19 protein-coding genes are annotated in these 19054 nt (G+C 42.2%); 6 read left to right on the forward strand and 13 right to left on the reverse strand.

The window, feature by feature from the left end:
* Window positions 1-281 (forward strand): DUF6783 domain-containing protein (locus ACH2DQ_RS28005; RefSeq protein WP_395028736.1); only part of this gene is annotated, 281 nt, incomplete at its 5' end.
* Here ACH2DQ_RS28005 and ybaK read toward each other — a convergent pair.
* The 3 genes from ybaK to ACH2DQ_RS28020 are packed head-to-tail and all read right to left on the reverse strand — an operon-like array spanning window position 216 to window position 1388.
* Window positions 216-707, reverse strand: coding sequence for a Cys-tRNA(Pro) deacylase (ybaK, locus tag ACH2DQ_RS28010; RefSeq protein WP_394913858.1), 492 nt, complete (start codon window positions 705-707; stop codon window positions 216-218). The two genes, ACH2DQ_RS28005 and ybaK, sit on opposite strands and share 66 nt — an antisense overlap.
* Window positions 708-752: 45 nt before the next feature.
* The gene (locus tag ACH2DQ_RS28015) at window positions 753-1187 is read right to left on the reverse strand and encodes a hypothetical protein (protein ID WP_394913859.1); all 435 of its coding nucleotides are present in this window, start codon (window positions 1185-1187) and stop codon (window positions 753-755) included.
* Window positions 1188-1190: 3 nt separating this feature from the next.
* Window positions 1191-1388, reverse strand: coding sequence for a helix-turn-helix transcriptional regulator (locus ACH2DQ_RS28020; RefSeq protein ID WP_394913860.1), 198 nt, complete (start codon window positions 1386-1388; stop codon window positions 1191-1193).
* 191 nt (window positions 1389-1579) lie between these two features.
* Between ACH2DQ_RS28020 and ACH2DQ_RS28025 the strand changes: the two genes are divergently transcribed.
* The 4 genes from ACH2DQ_RS28025 to ACH2DQ_RS28040 all read left to right on the forward strand — a co-directional run bounded on the left by ACH2DQ_RS28025 (window position 1580) and on the right by ACH2DQ_RS28040 (window position 6651).
* Window positions 1580-3403: a sensor histidine kinase gene (locus ACH2DQ_RS28025; protein WP_394913861.1), complete on the forward strand. Its 1824-nt coding sequence runs from the start codon at window positions 1580-1582 to the stop codon at window positions 3401-3403.
* Window positions 3381-4178, forward strand: a complete 798-nt coding sequence (locus ACH2DQ_RS28030) for a response regulator (RefSeq protein ID WP_394913862.1) — start codon at window positions 3381-3383, stop codon at window positions 4176-4178. Before ACH2DQ_RS28025 ends, ACH2DQ_RS28030 begins: the two co-directional genes overlap by 23 nt.
* A 51-nt stretch (window positions 4179-4229) precedes the next feature.
* Window positions 4230-6227, forward strand: a complete 1998-nt coding sequence (locus tag ACH2DQ_RS28035; RefSeq protein WP_394913863.1) for a diguanylate cyclase — start codon at window positions 4230-4232, stop codon at window positions 6225-6227.
* Window positions 6228-6333: 106 nt separating this feature from the next.
* Window positions 6334-6651: a DUF6951 family protein gene (locus tag ACH2DQ_RS28040; RefSeq protein ID WP_394913864.1), complete on the forward strand. Its 318-nt coding sequence runs from the start codon at window positions 6334-6336 to the stop codon at window positions 6649-6651.
* Window positions 6652-6766: 115 nt separating this feature from the next.
* On the opposite strand, the gene ACH2DQ_RS28045 is transcribed toward ACH2DQ_RS28040, so the two are convergent.
* From ACH2DQ_RS28045 to ACH2DQ_RS28090, 10 genes are all read right to left on the reverse strand, one after another.
* Complete coding sequence (locus ACH2DQ_RS28045) at window positions 6767-7045, reverse strand: HPr family phosphocarrier protein (protein ID WP_394913865.1); 279 nt, start codon at window positions 7043-7045, stop codon at window positions 6767-6769.
* A gap of 79 nt (window positions 7046-7124) precedes the next feature.
* Window positions 7125-9296: a 1,3-beta-galactosyl-N-acetylhexosamine phosphorylase gene (gnpA, locus tag ACH2DQ_RS28050; RefSeq protein ID WP_394913866.1), complete on the reverse strand. Its 2172-nt coding sequence runs from the start codon at window positions 9294-9296 to the stop codon at window positions 7125-7127.
* A gap of 18 nt (window positions 9297-9314) precedes the next feature.
* Entirely contained in the window at window positions 9315-11120 is a 1806-nt protein-coding gene (locus tag ACH2DQ_RS28055; RefSeq protein ID WP_394913867.1) for a sensor histidine kinase, read from the reverse strand.
* Between the two features lie 48 nt (window positions 11121-11168).
* Window positions 11169-12689, reverse strand: a complete 1521-nt coding sequence (locus ACH2DQ_RS28060; protein ID WP_394913868.1) for a helix-turn-helix domain-containing protein — start codon at window positions 12687-12689, stop codon at window positions 11169-11171.
* Window positions 12690-12843: 154 nt separating this feature from the next.
* A complete protein-coding gene (locus ACH2DQ_RS28065) occupies window positions 12844-13659 on the reverse strand; it encodes a carbohydrate ABC transporter permease (RefSeq protein ID WP_394913869.1) in 816 nt (271 codons plus the stop codon).
* 1 nt (window position 13660) lies between these two features.
* Window positions 13661-14569: a carbohydrate ABC transporter permease gene (locus ACH2DQ_RS28070; protein WP_394913870.1), complete on the reverse strand. Its 909-nt coding sequence runs from the start codon at window positions 14567-14569 to the stop codon at window positions 13661-13663.
* A 109-nt stretch (window positions 14570-14678) separates the two neighbouring features.
* The gene (locus ACH2DQ_RS28075; protein WP_394913871.1) at window positions 14679-16115 is read right to left on the reverse strand and encodes an ABC transporter substrate-binding protein; all 1437 of its coding nucleotides are present in this window, start codon (window positions 16113-16115) and stop codon (window positions 14679-14681) included.
* A gap of 92 nt (window positions 16116-16207) precedes the next feature.
* Window positions 16208-17386: a serine hydrolase domain-containing protein gene (locus tag ACH2DQ_RS28080; protein WP_394913872.1), complete on the reverse strand. Its 1179-nt coding sequence runs from the start codon at window positions 17384-17386 to the stop codon at window positions 16208-16210.
* A 301-nt stretch (window positions 17387-17687) separates the two neighbouring features.
* On the reverse strand, window positions 17688-18290 hold the full coding sequence (locus ACH2DQ_RS28085; RefSeq protein WP_394913873.1) for an accessory gene regulator B family protein: 603 nt from the start codon (window positions 18288-18290) through the stop codon (window positions 17688-17690).
* Window positions 18287-18442: an AgrD family cyclic lactone autoinducer peptide gene (locus ACH2DQ_RS28090; RefSeq protein WP_394913874.1), complete on the reverse strand. Its 156-nt coding sequence runs from the start codon at window positions 18440-18442 to the stop codon at window positions 18287-18289. The genes ACH2DQ_RS28085 and ACH2DQ_RS28090 overlap by 4 nt, the downstream gene beginning before the upstream one ends.
* Before the next feature lie 254 nt (window positions 18443-18696).
* Here ACH2DQ_RS28090 and ACH2DQ_RS28095 point away from each other — a divergent pair, with 254 nt between their 5' ends.
* Complete coding sequence (locus ACH2DQ_RS28095) at window positions 18697-19038, forward strand: helix-turn-helix domain-containing protein (RefSeq protein ID WP_395028738.1); 342 nt, start codon at window positions 18697-18699, stop codon at window positions 19036-19038.
* The last annotated feature ends 16 nt before the right edge of the window (window positions 19039-19054 follow it).

A 19054-nucleotide genomic window follows, 5' to 3' on the forward strand; every position in this document is an offset into this window, starting at 1 on the left:
CCGCAAAGTGGGATGTGCAGATGGCAGGAAGGAATTTTAATACACGCTCTAGCTGGGAAATGCATCAGGATTTCGGAGCGAATGCCCGCGTGCCGCCAAAAAGTGCTCCGGGAAGGTTAGAAAATGCCAGTTCTGCGTTAAGCATTCCAAACCAATGTCCTGGTCCGCCCCCTTCTCTTTCCGTACACTACCTATCATTTACAAAGCGTCCTTACTCAGCAAAACCCAAATTTATCTATAATATCCGCAAACTCTGCATTTATCAACCTCTGCAGGGATAGCGGTGACAGCTTAATTGTCGCTCCAAGTCTCCCGCCGCTGATATAGATTTCGCTGTATTTCTGTGCACTGCTGTGTATGATCGTTTTGTACTGTTTTTTCATGCCCACAGGACTGCACCCCCCTCGGATATATCCCGTTATTTTATTGATATCTTTCACATGGATCATTTCTACCGATTTTTCTCCAACTGCCTTTGCAGCAGTCTTTAATTGTACTTCCTCCGCTATGGGGATCACAAATACATAATAGTTCTTGCTCTTGCCCTGGGCAACCAGTGTTTTAAAAGATTGCTCTACAGGCGCACCTGTTTTCTCCGCAGTATGAAGACCGTCTATAAATTCATCACATTCATAAGTGATAAGTTCATAGGGAATCTTGTTTTTTTCTAGAATGCGCATTGCATTGGTTTTCTGTTCTTTTGCCATTTCTATATGTCTCCTCTTTCTGTCCGTTATTTAATGCTTATCTGTCTACATATTTTTATTATATCTGCTTATATAAAATACATTAGCCATAATCACAATCAAATATGCTCCAACAAGTGCGAGGGTTACCCAAAGTTCCACCTGCATCAACGCATAGACCAGCATGAGTATGCCAAATACGTAGATCATGATATCATACGCTTTTCCTTTTGCCTGGTTCCTTATGGATACATTGCGCTCGTCATTGGTGTCAATCAAGATCTGTTTTGCAGCTTCCGGATTCTTCCGGTACGCTAGGTTGGTAACTAACGTGCCGATATTCTGTCCAAATATACCAGCACCAATACCGATCATAAGATATGGCAGTACTGTCATCATTCCCTGGGCATCCCTCCAGACTTTCGCCAGTATGGTACCGGATGCACCTAAAACAAATCCAACTACTGAAAGCAAAACATATTTTCCGATCTTATTCTTCATTTTCTACTCCTCCTCATAGATAAAAATATCTTCAATCATCATTTCAAAGTACCTGGCAATTTTAAATGCCAGTAAAATAGAGGGATTGTATCTTCCATTTTCCAGTGAACCGATTGTCTGTCTGGAAACCTCAAGATCCTGCGCCAGTTGTTCCTGGCGGATTCCTCTTTCCTTTCTTATTTCTTCTAACCGGTTTTTCACCCCACCGCCCCTTTCTTATTATGGAAAGTTTCCTTTACATTTTAATCATATACCTGTTCTGCAAAAATGTCAAGCTTGCTTTCCATTAATTTCACATAATATACAGATGTAGTATTGGTGTGGTAATCATTTTATACTTATTCAGTTAGATCATCGTAAATTACCCGGTTTTTACAGAGGAGGCCCTGACTTTGAAACGACATTTACCATTGCCGATTTCTGTTCTTTTATACACCATATCCTTTCTTTCTGTGCTGTTGCTGGTTTATTCCATACAGGAAGAGAATATTTATAAAAAGCCTGATAATCTTACCTTAATGCAATTTATTGGAACTTATCAGACTTCCACTGCCAGTTCTAGGAAAGAACTGACTCCCGATACCAGTATCAATGCTGCTGAGGTACCTCTCCTTACGCTGACCGGACATTTTAACCAGGATGTACAGGTAAATGAACGACTGCTTTTCCGTCTGAACAATGTCCGCATTAAAATTTATATTAATGGAACGGAATACTTTTCTTATGGTGAAAAGGGCACTTATCCCCCCTTTGCAAAATCACCAGGAAATATGTGGATTTCCGTTGCGTTCCCTTATATTACAAAACAGGATGAAATAAAAATTGAATTAAGCAGTAATTACCAAAATAATCTTTCTATATCCTATGATAATTTCTTCCGGCAGATCTACAAAGGAGATACAGGTTCACTTTTACAATTTCTCCTGAAGAAAAACTTTGGCAAGATTTTCCTGGGGTTTTTTGTGGTTCTCTTTGGTATGATGCTTTTAGGAATACTGCTGTTGTTTAAAATTTTGAGAACAGCCATATCACCTGCACCTTTTTATCTCGCATTTTTTACAATTATAAGCGGAATATGGATACTCCTTGACTTTAATCTGATTTCACTGATTATACCTTATGGCCTGTTTACCAATATTTTAGATATAGTCTGTCTGTCACTGGCTCCTATCCTGCTTGTGATTTACCTGCTGAATTTCGTGGAGGGAAAAGCCAGATATCCGCTGATTGGCATTGCCTGTTCCCTGCTGGGATTTCTCCTGCTGTTTATCCTTGCACAGGGAAGCGGAATTTTAGATGGGTATGAACTGTTAACTCCTCTTTGCATTTTACTGGGCATTTCTACCTGTATTACATTTTTCTGTCTGCTGCATGAAATCAGGCACACTGGGAACAAAACGACAAAGTTTATACTGCGTTCCGGATTGTTCTGCCTTTTAGGAGTTGGCGATGTAGTGAATTATTTTGTACAGATATTGTCCTCTAACATTTGGTTTATCACTGGATTTTTACTATTTTTAATTACCCAGTTTATATTTATTGTGCGGTATCTCAACCAAAGCATCAATAATACTTATCTGACCAGACAATTAGAAAGCGAACTTGCCCAGAGCCGGATATCCATAGCCCTTAGCCAGATACAACCTCACTTTTTGTACAATTCTCTGACTGCCATCAAACAACTCTGTGCAATAGACCCGATCCGTGCAGAAAAAGCAGTTGGTGACTTTGCCAGTTTTCTAAGAGGGAATCTGGATTCTCTATCAAGCAGTGCACCCATACCTTTTGAAAAGGAGCTGCACCATACAAAAAATTATTTGTCCCTGGAACAACTGCGGTTTGGGCGCAGACTGCGGATTGTTTACGACATAGAAGCAGATGGGTTTCTGCTTCCATCCCTGACGGTACAGCCCCTGGTGGAAAACTCAGTCCGCTATGGCGTGACGAAAAAAATTAACGGCGGTACCGTTACCATTTCCACCAGAGAAACGGAAAATGCCTTTGTCGTCACAATCTCTGATGACGGGGTTGGATTTGATCCCTATAAAAAACAGGATGACGGGCGAACCCATATCGGCATTGAAAATGTCCGTAACCGCTTATATTCACTGGGGGGCAGCCTCCTGTCCATTACAAGCGCTCCCAAAGAGGGAACGACTGCTGTTATTACTATTTACAAAGGAGCGACTGAACATGAACATTATAGCCGTAGATGATGAAGAACTGGCACTTGCTTACTTAATCCGAATTCTGGGAGAAGCTGAGCCGGAATGTGAGATACAGCCCTTCCTGGATCCATTTGATGCTTTGCAATATGTGAAATCACACCCTGTGGATCTGGCTTTTTTAGATGTGGAAATGTATGGGCTGAACGGAATTGAACTTGCAAAACGTTTTAAAGATACGCAGCCCGATATTAATATTATTTTTGTCACAGGATTTCCGGATTATGCCGTAGATGCCTTTTCTCTCCATGCCAGCGGCTACCTGCTAAAGCCAGTCTCTGTAGAAAGCATCCATTCAGAAATAACTTTTCTGCGAAATCCGATTGTGAAAAAAACGGACAAAAAAATTCGTGTACAGACCTTTGGAAGTTTCGAGGTGTTTAATGGAAATATTCCTCTTGAATTTGCAAGAATTAAATCCAAAGAACTGTTTGCATATCTCATCGACCGGAAAGGCGCAGGATCAACTACTGCCGAACTAAGTGCCATATTGTGGGAAGACAGGGAATACAGCATTTCTCTTCAAAAACAGTTTCAGACAATAGTCAGCGATATGATGAAAACACTTAAAAGTGCAGATGCAGATGACGTTGTAATCAAAAAGCGTAATTTCATTTCAGTGGATACCTCCAAAATAGAATGCGACTATTATAATTTTCTAGATGGAGATGTCCGGGCAATTAACAGTTACGCCGGAGAATACATGTCCAATTACAGCTGGGCTGAATTTACCACCGGTTATTTATACCGTCAGATTCATGAATAGTTATTTTACTTTAAATAGAAGTCTTATTCGGAACAGAAAGCTGGAATTCCTATGAAAAAGAATACCCTTTTACGCACTAATATTATTATCTGTATCATTATCGCGGCAGGATTTACGATAACCTCCATTATCAGTTACCGTTCGTATTTCCTGATTTTCCAAAAAAATATTGAACATGTATCCGCACTTGCTTCCGATGGTATCTCGCAAAAAATAGATTCTATCCTGACAGATGCGAAGAACAAAAGCCCTGCGTGGACAGCAGACACTGAAATAAATTCCGATCATTTTAAAAAGCTGTTTAAAGAATATGAAGAACAGTACGCCATCACCACCAGGCTGATTGACCAAAACGGAATCATACAGGCAGCTTCCGAATCGGACTCTGATGATGTGTCTGTATTTCAGATTACCCCTCTTGCTGGATATCAGAATACCATTCTGCAGAACAAAACCGGAAAAGAGGCATTTTGGAGCGGAGCCGGACAACTGGAAAACATATATTACATTACCCGCTATGTTCCGGATTTAGAATGCTATCTGGTAGTGGCAAATGACTTTACCGCAACGAACCACCGGCTTAATATGCAGTTTGGCAGAAGTATTCTGATTATCATTTTTATTATCATCTGTGTACTTCTGATCATTACAAAGGTTTTACGCAAATATAATAAACAGATCCTAAAATTTTCCATTGATGCTGAACTGGAATACCAGAAACTGCTCCACGAAGCCACGGTAGGTCTGTATGAAAATATTTATGAACTGGATATCACCCATAACTGTGCCTGCGGGGAGGGCACCAAGGATTATTTTGAAAGCCTGGGAATTGATAGGGATTCCCCTTATGATCAGGCATTGAAGACCATAGCACAAAAACAGATCAAAGAGGAATATATTAATGGTTACCTGGAGATATTTTCTCCCCAGCACATACTGGAAGTATATCGAAGCGGTATTAATACCCTGACCTACGATTTCTTATTCTTGGAGTCAGCGGATAACTACCGCTGGATGCGGATTAATGCCAGAATATTTTACTGGTCATCCAACCAATCCATTCGTATGATTACATACCGGCAGAATATTGATGCCGAAAAAAAACGGGAATTAATGCTTCTTGAAAAATCACAGATGGACTCCCTTACCGGTTTGTTCAACAAAAGAACTACAGAAGACATGATTTCCAGTATACTCTGCCAGAATAACCCGAACAGAAACCGCCACGCTTTTATTATTTTTGACATTGATAATTTCAAAAACATTAATGATACCTTCGGCCATACCTTTGGAGACTCTATTATCACTGAATTTGCTGCAGAATTAAGGTCACAGTTCCGTGACAGTGACATCGTGGGACGGATCGGAGGGGATGAATTTGCGGCATTCATGAGAGATTTCCATGATATAGACTCCGTGATAAATAAATTAGAACGGTTCTGCGCAAAACTTGGCAGGAAGAATTTTGGAAAAAACAGTGACTATTTTATTTCCACCAGTATCGGCGTGTCCCTGTTCCCGGACCATGGAAATTCTTATACCCAGTTATATGAAAAAGCGGACCAGGCATTATACTATACCAAAGGCCACGGAAAAGGATCCTATTGTATTTTCAGTAAAAATATTGACGGCGATTCTGTATTTCATGTAAATCAGCAGGATATGATGGCATTAATCAGTACATCCATCGATGGTATTTCAAAAATTGCATGGGTAGAAGGTAAATTTAAAATGCTATATTTTAACCAGAAGAGAACACAACTGACGGGTACTTCTTCCAGGGCATTTTCAGACCCGGATTATGATGTCCTCTCCCAGATTCATCCGGATGATCTTCCTGCTGCTTTAGAGGTGTACTATAAATCCCTGCCCGAAAGAGTTCCTTTCACTCTATCTTACAGACTGCTTCACACCGATGGCCATTACATACCGGTTAAAGCTAACGGTCTCTTTGTAGATGAGGTGTATAAAGGAAAATATCCTATATTTTATGTAATCTATACTGATATGTCCTCCGTTGCGGATTTAAATCAAAGACCTGCAAAATAACTGATAAAAATCCATAAAAAGTCTATGCTTTTTTCAAAAGCCGCCTTATAATTAAAATATGGCATATTATTTTGCTTTAATACACTTTTGAAGGAGGTATATACATATGACAAAAGTAACTATTAATCCGGGTATCTGCGGGCTGATCACCACAATAGAAGCGTCTTCCGAGGATCAGATGGAAGTAAACGTTAAAGTTGATTCCGGATGCGCAAGCATTCAGAAAATGTTTGATGACCTGGGAGATACTTTTGATGCTTATGAGGTCTGTCTTGGAAAGCCGGGAACGGGAGCCTTATATGAATATGCATCGGAACATCTTCCCGGCCATGCATCCTGTCCCGCTATCGCAGGCCTGATCAAATGCATGGAGGTTGAATGCAAACTGGCTCTTCCCAAAGAGGCATGGATACGGTTTGAATAACCGCAATTGTGAAATGGTACATATATCTAAAAAAAGCTGCCCGCACTTGCCGGCAGCTTTTTTGGAAGAGATTTAACTATGGAATCATGGATACATATCAGAAAGCAGTATGGAACTAACGTCCCGTGGGGTCCGGGGTATGTGAATTCCTGGAAGCCATCATTCTGCGGCTTACAAATGGTCCTACCTCTTGTACCAGTTCCATACATTCATTATCATGAATGATCATTTCCATGTTTTTTGCAGAGCTAAGTGCCAGGGTTCCCACCAGGGATTTTGCATCAACGATATGATGACCATAACGAAGGTCTACATCTACATCATATTTACTGACAATATTTACGAACTGGACAGCGTCATCCGGGGTCTGGAATGTAATCGGTATTTTGATCATTATTTATACTCCTTTCATGAGATGTTTCATTAATTGAAGTATATCCAGTTTCTGGCATTCTAACGGTTTTTATTGCATTTTATTGGAAAATATTTATAACCTCTGTCTGGTATGCTTTCAGGCTGCAGGAAATCTCTTTGCCTTCCACCTTTACCAGCGTTTCCTGTTGGCTATCTGTATTATTGATTACTACCAGCGCATGTCCTTCGGGAAAATAAGCGCATTCTGTATTCAGATTGGAAGTGATAAAATCCTGATCCGTATTTTCTCCCGCTCCAAATAAAATTAGATTTTGCAGCATCCTGGTATTCGCCGGGCTAATCCGGTAAGAGGACAGATAGATTCCGCATCCTCTGCCAAATGAATGTACCGTTAACATGGGCTGCCCCTCTTTTTCCAGCAGCACCCTGGCTGATCCGTCTGTGAGATACCGCCCTTCTCCTGCTTCTATGCAGGCACCCTCCGGGATCAGCCCCGGGATTTCTTCAGCCGCAAATGTCCATTTTCCATGGCACACCCTTGCCCCGGTATCTTTATCTACGCCCATCACATGTGCCATACGAAAGTATGTATCCCAGCCCTCTGCTGCAGAAGGCTCATTCACCCCAATAAAGGCGCCTCCGCCATATACCCATTGTGTGAGTCTTTCTATAACCTCGTCATCTTTCCATGCATCTCCGCCGCTCCATGCCGTGCCTGCTGTACCTGCATTGATTATTACATCAATCTGGTCTAATGCACCTTTTTTGATATCTTCAAAGTTCATAAAGCTGACTTCAAAAGGCAGACCGGAAAGGCTTTCATTAATATGAATCAAATCATGCATATAAGTCTCATGGAAATGTCCCGACAAAGTCCAGGAACGAAGACTTCCCCAGTAATGTAAAACGGCAGCCCTGGGTTTCAAATTTCTGGGGCCCCCTGTTTTATGCAGTTCCCGGATCTTGCGGAAGTCATTCACCAATTCTTCCATATAAGCCGCAAACTCGGGCTTTCGCTCAACCAGATGCAGATATCCGCCCAGACCGATACGGTCAACCGGCTGCCTTAGGATTGCTCTGCGCACATCTTTCCAATATCTCTGTGCCTCCGCCTTGGGATCACCGTCCGCCAGAAATGAGGGCGAACCGTCCACACCGGTTGGAAACAGATAAGGATGAAGCCGAAGTTCATGGGTCTTCACCTTGACCCCGCTGCAAAGCCTGGATTCAAAACCACTGAAAACTGCTTTGATAATTCCGTCAAATCCAAATTTTTCAAAATTTTTTCCATAGGGCTCATTGCCAACCCAGCTGTCATCATAAAACACATAGGCTTCCTTGCCGTAGTCGTGGACAATTTTCACCAGCTTTTTACCAAAATCAATTACAAAATCATTGATAAACTTCATCCAGTCGGCCTTATTTTTGTTTCCCGGCATGTGGGTTACATGGAATTTCCCCTGATTTACAAAATCCTCCGCAGTCATAGCATAACCATATTTCTTAGCAAATTCATCCAGGGCAAGGGGGCTCACGGTAAAGTCATAGGATGCCCAGTCCGTGAACAAATGCCTGTTTTTTTCGCTGCTTCCCCACATCCACACAAAGTTATAGAACATGGAAGTAAAACGGACTACCGTTGTATCCGGGTGTGCCTCACACCATTCCCTGATCCACCCCAGCATATATTCCCGGGTCTCAGGATATCTGGGATCGATCTGCATCAGGTGCTCCTTATCCCATCCATTTGTAGTATGATTATACATGGAGATTTCTTCCCAGATACGGTATGCCAGAAAGCTTACGGTATACTTATGCCAGAGTGGAACTCCCTTTACCATTACGGATTTTTCCTCTCTGTCATAACTCCAATGTTCCCGTGGTACTTCTTCGTTGCAGGTGCGATCATATACCTGCCAGTATTTCATGGCATCCGCACTGTCATTCACCTGGAACTGTTCTTCAAAAAAATCTTCCATCAGCAGGAAAGTAACGTTTTCCTCCACTGCTGTTTTCGGTTGTGTAATCAGAAAGGTCTGCTGCAGTTTATCCATATTCTTTTTCGCCCAGTCATTATGATCCCGGATAATGCAGATGGTGGAGTAAATGCCGTAGCCTGCATCCAGAATCTCTCTGGAAAGTTCCGTCCCGTCACTGTCACGAATTACGTCTGCTCCCCACTGCTCTGCCAGTTTTAAGGTAAGTTCCTCATAACCGGCTTCTCCCGGCAGGGTAAAACCACCCTTTCTGCTATCAATTTCTGTATTCATAGAATCCTCCTGTTATTGTTAAACATGATTATTTTTATCCAATTTCAAAAATGGAATATTCAGAATTACCACCGTACCTTCACCCGGTGTACTCATAATTTCCATTCCATAATTATGCAGACTCCCTGCAGGATCATTTTTACACCCCTCCTGCCTGGTGCCTGTCTGTTTCCCGTAGATATGCTCTATACGGCTTTTTACATTTCCCACTCCGATGGTCCTCATCTGGCCCTGAATGGAATCGTCCTGATTCAAGATGTGGTTTACCACCTCTTGCGTCATGCCAAGACCGTTATCGCGTATGGTAATCTGTATATCATCCCTGCCATCTTTTATCCGGCGGATTGTAATCTCTAAAATTCCTTTTTCGGTCTTTCCCGCCAATCCGTGAAAGATGGCATTTTCCACGATGGGCTGGATCAATACATTGGGAACCGCTGCTTCATATACACTGTCATCAACATCGTAAATGACATCAAACCGATCCGGGTACCGGTAAGACTGGAGTGTGAGATAATTCTTTATATTTTTCAGTTCCTGCTCCATGCTGATAAAAATGCTGTCCTTCTGCACCCGAAGGGTATCCTGAAGCAGCGATATAAATGCATTGGAAAATTTTACAATCTCCCTGTTGCCCTCTATCTGTGCCATGTAAACAATGGAATTCAGCGTATTATAGATGAAATGGGGGTTGATCTGCAGCATAAGCCGGTTGATTTCCATTTCCTTTGTAGTTTTCTCATATTGGATACTCTCTTCCATTCTACGTTTGATATCCGCAACCATAGTGTTAAAAGCTTCCCCAAGTACCATTAATTCATCGTTGGTCCGAATATCCACCGCAATTTCAAAATCACCTGTTCCAACCTGAACAGCTGCTGTGTGCAGCTGTCCCAGGGGTTTTGTGATATTCCGGATACAAAAATATAAAACTGCTGCCAGGATACTGATTGTTCCTATGAAAATTGCAGCAAAGAACAATTTGATATATTTTAGCTGTGTAAGCAGCAGATTATTGGATACTTCCGACACCATGGTCCAGCCATCTTCCAGACCACGGTTGATTAAAACCGTATTTTTATTTTCCAGATGGCTCTGTCCGCCGCTATACTGTTTGATTGCACTAAATGGCAGACTGATGGTACCGTTGTGCAATATGATTTCTCCCTCACGGTCATACAGCGCGTATCCGCTTAAGAGACCGGTGTCCAGCTTTGCATATTTTTCCAGCTCCGGCACGCCGGCATGCAGAATAATATCTCCCAGAATATCTTTGCCGTTGCGTATATCTTTGAAGCTCATAATGTAGCTGACTACTTCTTTTTTTTGGCTTCCCTGCTCCAGCGTATAAATATGGGGCGCCGAAAATCCTTTGTAGAGACCTGTTTTCTTAAAACTTGTATACCACTCCTCTTTGTTCGGATTAAATTTCCCTTCTGTCTGGTTACTGGAATAGGAAGCCATTTCAGGAGATACAATTGTCACGCCATAGATATAGGGAAACTGATTGATATAAGTACGCAGGGTCTGCTTTACGCTGCGCTCGGTGATCAGGCTTTCCAGCACGTCTTCACTGCGTTCTTCCCGGAGCAGATTCTGCACCTGTTCGTCGATTACAATCTGTTTTGCAATATTAATCACATTATTTTGAATATATTGAAGCTGTCTTGCAGTCTGTGCCAGTTTCTGGTCTTCTCCCATCACCGTATGACTCTCCAGAATACGGTAGAAATACTGGGATGCTCCAAAACCACTGATTAGAAATGCTGCAATCACGGGAATAAAAACCATCAGCATAATTTTAGTACGGATTGTCCTCTTCATGATTCTCCCTCCTGTTCTCCGGCGTGTGTTAAATTACTTTCAACACCTTTACAGCGATTTCAGAAATTCGCTGGGGGTAACACCCTCAATCTTTTTAAAAACATAACTAAAATATTGGCTGGACGTAAATCCAACCTTTTCAAAGACCTCGGATATTTTATACTCCCCGCTCTTCATCATTTTTTTCGCACGGCGGATACGGTAATTTGTGAGATAATCCACTACTGTAATATTCAATTCATTCTTGAAGCATTTCCGCAGATGTCCTTCTGAAATATTTGCAGCATTTGCAATATCCTGTACAGAGATGTTCTTCTCAAAGTTCTTATGAATAAATTCCAGGGACAGCCCGATCATCCTGGAATACTGTTCTTCCCTGAAAGAATCCAGCCCCGCGTAGATTTCACGCAGCCCAGCATAAAACCATTCTTCTACCTGCCTGGTGTCTGCAAACACGTGATTTTCCCAGATGGTCCCAGCCTCCACCTTTTTCCTGTCAGCATAGCGTTTCAGGATACCGCGTATCTCCCGCAGCATTCTGGTGTATTCCGTCCTGGAATACACCGATTTATATTTCTCCAGCATTTGCTGCAAGGTAAACTCCGATGCATTTTTATCTTCTTCATCCAGGGTATACATCAGCTGGAGCATCAGTCCATCGCAGTCCGGTTCCGCCTTACGTCGTTTTTCCAGTTCTTCCTGCCAGAGAACTCTGCCGCCTCCGTAGAAAAAAGTATAGTCTGACAACTCATCCAGACATTTATACAGCCCCGGCAGTTCTAAAAATTTTTTTGTGGCTTTGGATGCAATACAGCTGATGCGGACTCCTTTTTGAAGCAATCCCCTGCGAACCACTTCCCCAGCCTCCATTAGCAGTTCTTTACTGTCTGCAACATTTACATCAATAAAAATAATGGTACACCACTTGCCATCCCCCACAGCAGCCGCACTTCTGCATGTAATGCCCTTAGGATAATCCAGTTTTTCCAGCAGTTCCCCTTCACATTCGGAAAACATTTTATGTTCCCCATCCAGGCTCAAAGGCTGATCCTCCCAGGCATAGAGCAGACTGTACCGCTGCATGGGATGGTTGCGGTAAATAATATCTTCTTTGTCTGCTGCCTGGCTGGTGAGAAATTTTCTTAGATTGTGTTCGGCATACATATGTGCTTTATGACGCTCTTCTCTGAGGCTGCCCATAATCTTTTCAATTTCTTCCCTCAGAGTGTCAGCTGTCAGTTCGTTTTTAAGCATGTAAGAGACAACACCCATTTCCATGCCTTTTTTTACATAATCAAAGTCCCGGTAAGAAGTGAGCAGTACAATTTTCGTTGTTTTGTCTTCTTTCAGCAGTTTCTCAGCCAGCTGAAGTCCATTCATCACCGGCATACTGATATCTACAAATACGATATCCGGCTTCAGCCTGCAGACCTCAGGGTATGCCGCAGCCCCCTGAAGGGCTTCTCCTGCAATTTCAATATCACCGGATATCTCCCTGATGAGGGATTTAAAATAGGCGATTGCCATCATTTCATCATCTACAATATAGATCCTAGACTTTTCGTTCATAAACCTACCTCCAAGAATTAAACGAATATGCCCGTATTTACCATAAGCATTTACGGCATGCTTAAACCCACACATGATATCTGAAAGCACCTTTTCGCCTTTATCTGGTGATTATTATACCATGGACACATACCTCGTAAAAGCCCGGTCTCTCTCATCCCTTGACTGCTCCGGCAGTCAGACCGTTGATAAAGTTCTTGGATCCCAGAATGAACATCAGCAGCAGCGGAATGGTCGCAAAGACCAGCCCCGACAGCTGAGCACCATAATCGGTGCGGTAAGCATTAGCAAGCCCTTTGATAAAGATGGGGATGGTATTGAGACTTTCTTTGTTTACAAATACCAACGGCACCAGATAATTATTCCAGGACCAGAGAAAAATCAACAGGCACAATGTAAGGATACCCGGTTTGATACAGGGCAATACCATTTTGAAGAAAATGCTCATTTCGCCCGCACCGTCAATACGGGCACTTTCCACGATTTCCACCGGAAGGGATCCCCCGATAAATTGAATCATCCAGAATGCACCGAATCCATTGGCGCACCACAGCAGAATCATGGGCCACAGGCTGCCTGTCAGATGAAAAGTGCGCATTTCAATCATATACCCGATAATTCCAATCTGTGTGGGCGCCATCATAGTCAGCATAATAAAGTTGGTAAGTGCCTTCTTGAAGCGAAACTTATAAACCGTCATGGCATATCCTACCATGGCGCTGACCAAAACGCAGATAAACATGGATAAGAAGGACACCAGTAAACTGTTCATATAAGTCTGCACAAAGTTGGACTGAAACACCGTCTTAATATTCTCCCCAAAATAACCCGAAGGTAAAAATGGCAGTCCTTTGAAAATTTCCTCCGTTTTGTATGTAGACATCGTCACCATCAGATAAAATGGGACCAGGGAGATAAAGGAAATAATACCTAAAATAATATAAGAAGAAATCTTTGCTGTTCTTTTCATATCAATTTTCCTCCTTCCGGTTCATAAAACGCATTCCGATCAGGGATGCTGCAACGATAATAATGAATACGGTACTGGATACAGCCGATCCATAGCCAAGCCTTGCCGTAGAACCAAATGCCACATCGTAGAAATTCCACACCATAGTCAGACAGGAGCGGTCCGGTCCGCCGATAATACTGGTGGTGGACACATTAAACATCAGATTCGGCTCATCAAATAACTGCAGTGCATAGATCAGGCTTGTAATCGTAATAAAAATCGTAATGGGTTTTAACAAAGGCATGGTAATCTTAAAAAAAGTCTTCACCGTCCCTGCTCCGTCAACCTTTGCAGCCTCATAGATGTCCGTCGATATGGATGTAATCCCCGCAAGGTAAAGTGCCATATAATAGCCGGTGCATTTCCAGATAATCATGATGCCGATTACAACCGGAGCAAACTTTGCATTCCCCAGCCAGTTGATTCCTTCCCCGCCCAAAAATTCAATGATACGGTTGATAATCCCTGTGTTCCAGTCAAACAAAAAGGTAAAGATCAGACCGATTGCAACCGGAGTCGTAATATACGGAAGAAAATTAATGGTCTGGAATAAATTCCGGAATTTCTTTAAGCTGCTTAAAAATGCAGCAATCAAAAGCCCCAGAAATACCGAGATGGGAAATCCCAGTACCATGATATATAAGGTATTCCAAAGTGACTTTAAGAAGGTCGCGTCTTTGGTAAATATCCGTATGTAATTGTCAAGTCCCACAAAGACCTTTTCCCCGATTCCATTCCAATCGGTGAAGCTCAGGAAAAAGGAATAAATGATGGGAAATAAATTAAAAGTAAAAAAGAATATAATGAATGGTGCAATAAAAACCACAGGCCAGAATACACTGTATTTTTTATTTCCTTTACTGTTCATTGTAAAGATCCTCCTTATAACATCTGGTTTGAGCATAAATTTGGGCATAAAAAACGGAGCAGTGTCTTTTTACACCGGTAAAAGCCCCACTCCTCCGCTCTGTCTTACACTATTTGATTTCTATGCCGCTGTCGGTAATCCGGTTGGTACATTCCTCCAGACCTTTTTGAAGCGCCTGCTCTGCCGTCATGCCGGAATCTGACATCACGGCTGCTGCCAGAAGATCCCGTATATCAATCACGGTCTGGTCATAGATGGATGACTTTGGCAGTTTAATACTTTGCGCAATCTCCCCATATAAGAAACCGCCCACATCCTGTCCTCCGAAGAAATCATCTTTACCGGAAGCATAAGAAGCGTCTTCATAAAATTCTTTGGTGGGTACATAATACTCCACTTCCTTTTTAGCTGTGTCTACACCTTCCTTGGTGAAAAATGCCCAGTTTAAAAACTCCCATGCAGCTTCTTTTTGTGCATCCGTGCTTGTATTCGTAATGCCAACAGAACATCCTCCATGGCTGTATCCGCCGGTTGCCGGCATCATTAAGCCCCAGTTTCCCGATCCGTCAGGATCATTGGCTTTGATGTAATATGTAATTGCCCAGTTGGGACATGGATAGAAGAGATGATTCTCGTCTGAGTAAGTAGCATTCGCCTGAGGGGTTCCATTTTCAAAGGTATCTACTACCTTGTTGTCTCTCATATCACATAAAAGGTTCATAACAGGTGACATCTTTTCTGTAAAGTTTACCGTATTTCCACTCTGCAGGTCTGTGGTATCTGCGAAATAAAGCCATTCTGCCACCGCACCTCCTGAATGGAAGAGATAATCCTTTCCACCTGATTTTTCCTGAACTTCTTTGCCATACTTAATATAATCATCAGTAGTTTTGAAAATTTCCGCTAATTCTGCCGGATCATCAGTTCCAAAGTATTTTTTCGCCAGATCTCTCTTATAAGCAATTGCAGATGGAGATACCGACTGTTCAATTCCTATTAATGCGCCGTCATCCGTCATGGCACGTCCTTTGATAAAGTCAAAGAATTTATCCGGGTCAACATTATATGGATCCTTTGTAAGATCTTCAAAAATCCCCAGTTCTTTATAATTCTCTATCAAAGTACAACTCTGCTGCACCATAGTTGGCAATTCGGAACCAGAAGCAATTGCCTGTTGGATTTTGGTAAAATAATCGCTGAATGCTACCGTTGTAGCTTCTATTTTAATATTAGGATGCGTTTTTTCAAACTCAGCAAACATTGGCTCATACCAATTGGTATCCCAGCCCCAATATGTAAGGGTGGTTACTTCTCCATCTGCCGCCGTTGCTTCCCCGGTTGCTGCTTCCCCTGCTCCTTCCCCGGCTCCTTCTGACGCTGCCTCAGAGCTGTCGGTTTTGCTGTCCTGCGCCGCTGCTTCTTTTGTTTCTGCTGCCTTTGTACCGTTATCCGCTCCCGCTGTGTCTCCTGATCCTCCGCAGCCTGCAAGTGTTCCCGCAAGCATTGCCGCTGCCAATACAAGGCTTAATACTTTCCTTCTCTTCATAATACCCTTCCTTTCGTCCTCCTGTTTCAGAACCTTTGTTTTCTTGATGAATTTATGATATCACAAAGATTTAGGGATATTGATTTCAAGATTCACTCATTTTGTTCGAAATCCGAATATTTACAACTGTTTTTCTTACCGTCAGCAACGATATTTTTAATCTTCCCCAGGAGTTCCCAGCCGGAATAAGCACTGATTTGAGTCATATACAGCACTACCTGCTGACTGGCCAGATCAATGGAACAGTAAGGACCACTCCAGCCATCCCAGCCAAATTCTCCTGCCGGTGCATTCATGCCGGAAATACCGGGCTCCATATGAATACGCATGAGATTGCCGTATCCAAATCCTCTTAAATGGATAAATGATTTACAAAGTTCCTGCCTCTGCCTCTCTCCCAGTTGATTTACACCAAGCATCTCCACCGTCTTTTCAGATAGAATGCGCCGATTTTTATAGACTCCTTTTGCCGCCAGCATATTGGCAAAATGTGAGTAATCTTCTAAAGTAGAGTAAAGTCCGGCTCCTGCCGATTCAAATGCCGGCGGCACCAGCCCGTAACCAAGTCCCAGGTGACGGTTCCCATCGGGCAAAAGCACGGTTCCTTCCGGGGTTTCCTTTTTGCAATAAAGTTCTGCAAGACGCTTCTGTTTTCCCCTGGGTACAAAAAATCCCGTATCCTCCATATCCAGCTTGTCAAAGATATTTTCCTGATAAAATGCACTTAACTTCTGACCTGTTATGACTTCTATCACACCGCCAAGAACATCTGCGCACAGCCCATAGCGGAAGTTCTCCCCTGGCTGGAATGCCAGCGGCTGCCCGGCGATGATACTCATAACCTCCCTTGTGGAATAGGCTTCCTCCGTATCTGCTCTCCTCTGAATATCATCAAACGCCTCCTGCATGAACCTTCCAGGTCCGTCCTCATCAGGATATACAATGCCCGCCGTCATATTCAACAATTCCCTAACCCGAACCGGTCTCTCCGATGCTACAAGTCCTTTCGACGTCCAGACCTTCATTTCTTGAAATTCCTCTAAAAATTCACTGACTGGGCTTAAGAGATCCAGCTTTCCCTGCTCCACCAACAGCATTGCCGCCACAGCTGCCACCGGCTTACTCAGGGAATACAGCCGGTATATGGTCTCCGCCGGATAGCCATAAACATGTTCAAATACAGGTAATCCATTTTGATACACCCCCAGCTGGGCACCCTTGATCTGATTGTGTTTTATCTCTTTCCATATTAATTCGTCTATACTTTTCATCTTCTTTCCCTCCCAGGTTACTTTTTCCCGGCGCTGCAGTTCCGATACTCTGCTTTCTGCCGCGGAATTTCATATTTAGATCATCATATCATAGATCAGAAAGACTGGCGCTTACAAAATACGGTTAAATTGTTTAAAATTGGGATGGGTTTTAGTTTAAAAAGGAGAATGAGCCGTAACGATTATGTTACGGCTCATTCTCCGATCACGCGCAATAAATATGCCGGATGGTACAGGCTCTTATCACGCTTGGTTCATACTCTATGCCCCTGTGCTATTTGAGACATATATTAAACTGTAGCTATTCTTCAGATTTTGCTGGTACGAAATATTTGTTTTTTACTGCACCCAGAATTAATTGAAGGGCAAGCAGCTTATATGGAATCGTTGAAAAAAAGATAATTTCCCTGGTTAATCTGTTTTGAAACAATATTTGAATGCAAAACAATACCGACATTTCAATCAGCAGAATAAACATTGCCATTCTTCTGTGATGTCGAGCCTCTGCATACTCCAACGGCTTATTTTTATCTTCCACAGGAGCCATGATAATGATCACAGCTGCCGCTATATATAGTGGAATGTCCAGCCAAATTGAAGAAGCGCTTCCCACCATGTGATATGTAACTATCATTGCAGCAAATATTACAACAGACAAAGTATAACAATTTCTTCGATTATTACAGTGCAAACCTCCGGCAAATATCCTCAGTGGCAGATAGAGAATAAGAAACATTACACAGCCCCAAAAACAATGAAACAAGTAACCCAGAATTAGCAATGTAGCCCAGGTAATTGCACCAAACCCCATAGTGCATAAAGTACAAACATATAACTCTTGTTCCTCCTTGGATATAATTCCAAAGTCGATAGCCTCACCTACGAGGCGCGCAGCCAGCCTCATCTATAGCCGCGTTTGTATTTCTCTGCTGCCTTCGGCAATTTCGGTTGGAATCCAGGGCCCGTACAGGTGGTGTTAACGTTTAACATGGCAAGGATATCTGCCAGACTCATGAGGCTTTGAAGTGCATACTTTTTTGTGTTTTTTGTTTTCATGATACTCATTCCTTTCTTTTTTAAGATATTAATATTATGACATAAAAAGTTCTTTTTAGAATAGAGATTGTTCCAAATGCAAGTTTTATCGTCTGAAATACAACTTCTAAATTAAAGCGCTTATTCATATAATTAAAGTGTACTATAGTAAATATTTTGCACAACTAAAGTACCTTTAAACTTGTTCAAAATACTGATAGTATAAAAATTAATATTACTTTATGATGTGGGGATCTGAATTGAGGTTATGAGAGATGACAGTAAATAAAATTGCAGCAAAGCGTGTCCGTGAATTGAGAATTGAAAAAGGGATGACTATTTCTGAACTTGCTAAAACATGTGAATTATCAATTGAAGCCATAAAGAAAATTGAACGTGGAAAATCCAATTTCCGTATAGATACATTAGCTTCACTGTGCCGCGCACTTGGTGTTAGCAGCGACTACATTATTGGCAGGCAAGATGAAAAAGACAAAAATAAAATCAGTTATCTGCTATCTGATTTCAGCCATAATGAAGTGAAGTATTTATCAACTGTACTGGAAAGCTATCGTACATTACTTACACAGTTAGGGAAGGAATCAGACAATGATTAGAATTGCAATCTGTGAT

This window comes from Robinsoniella sp. (assembly GCF_034124845.1).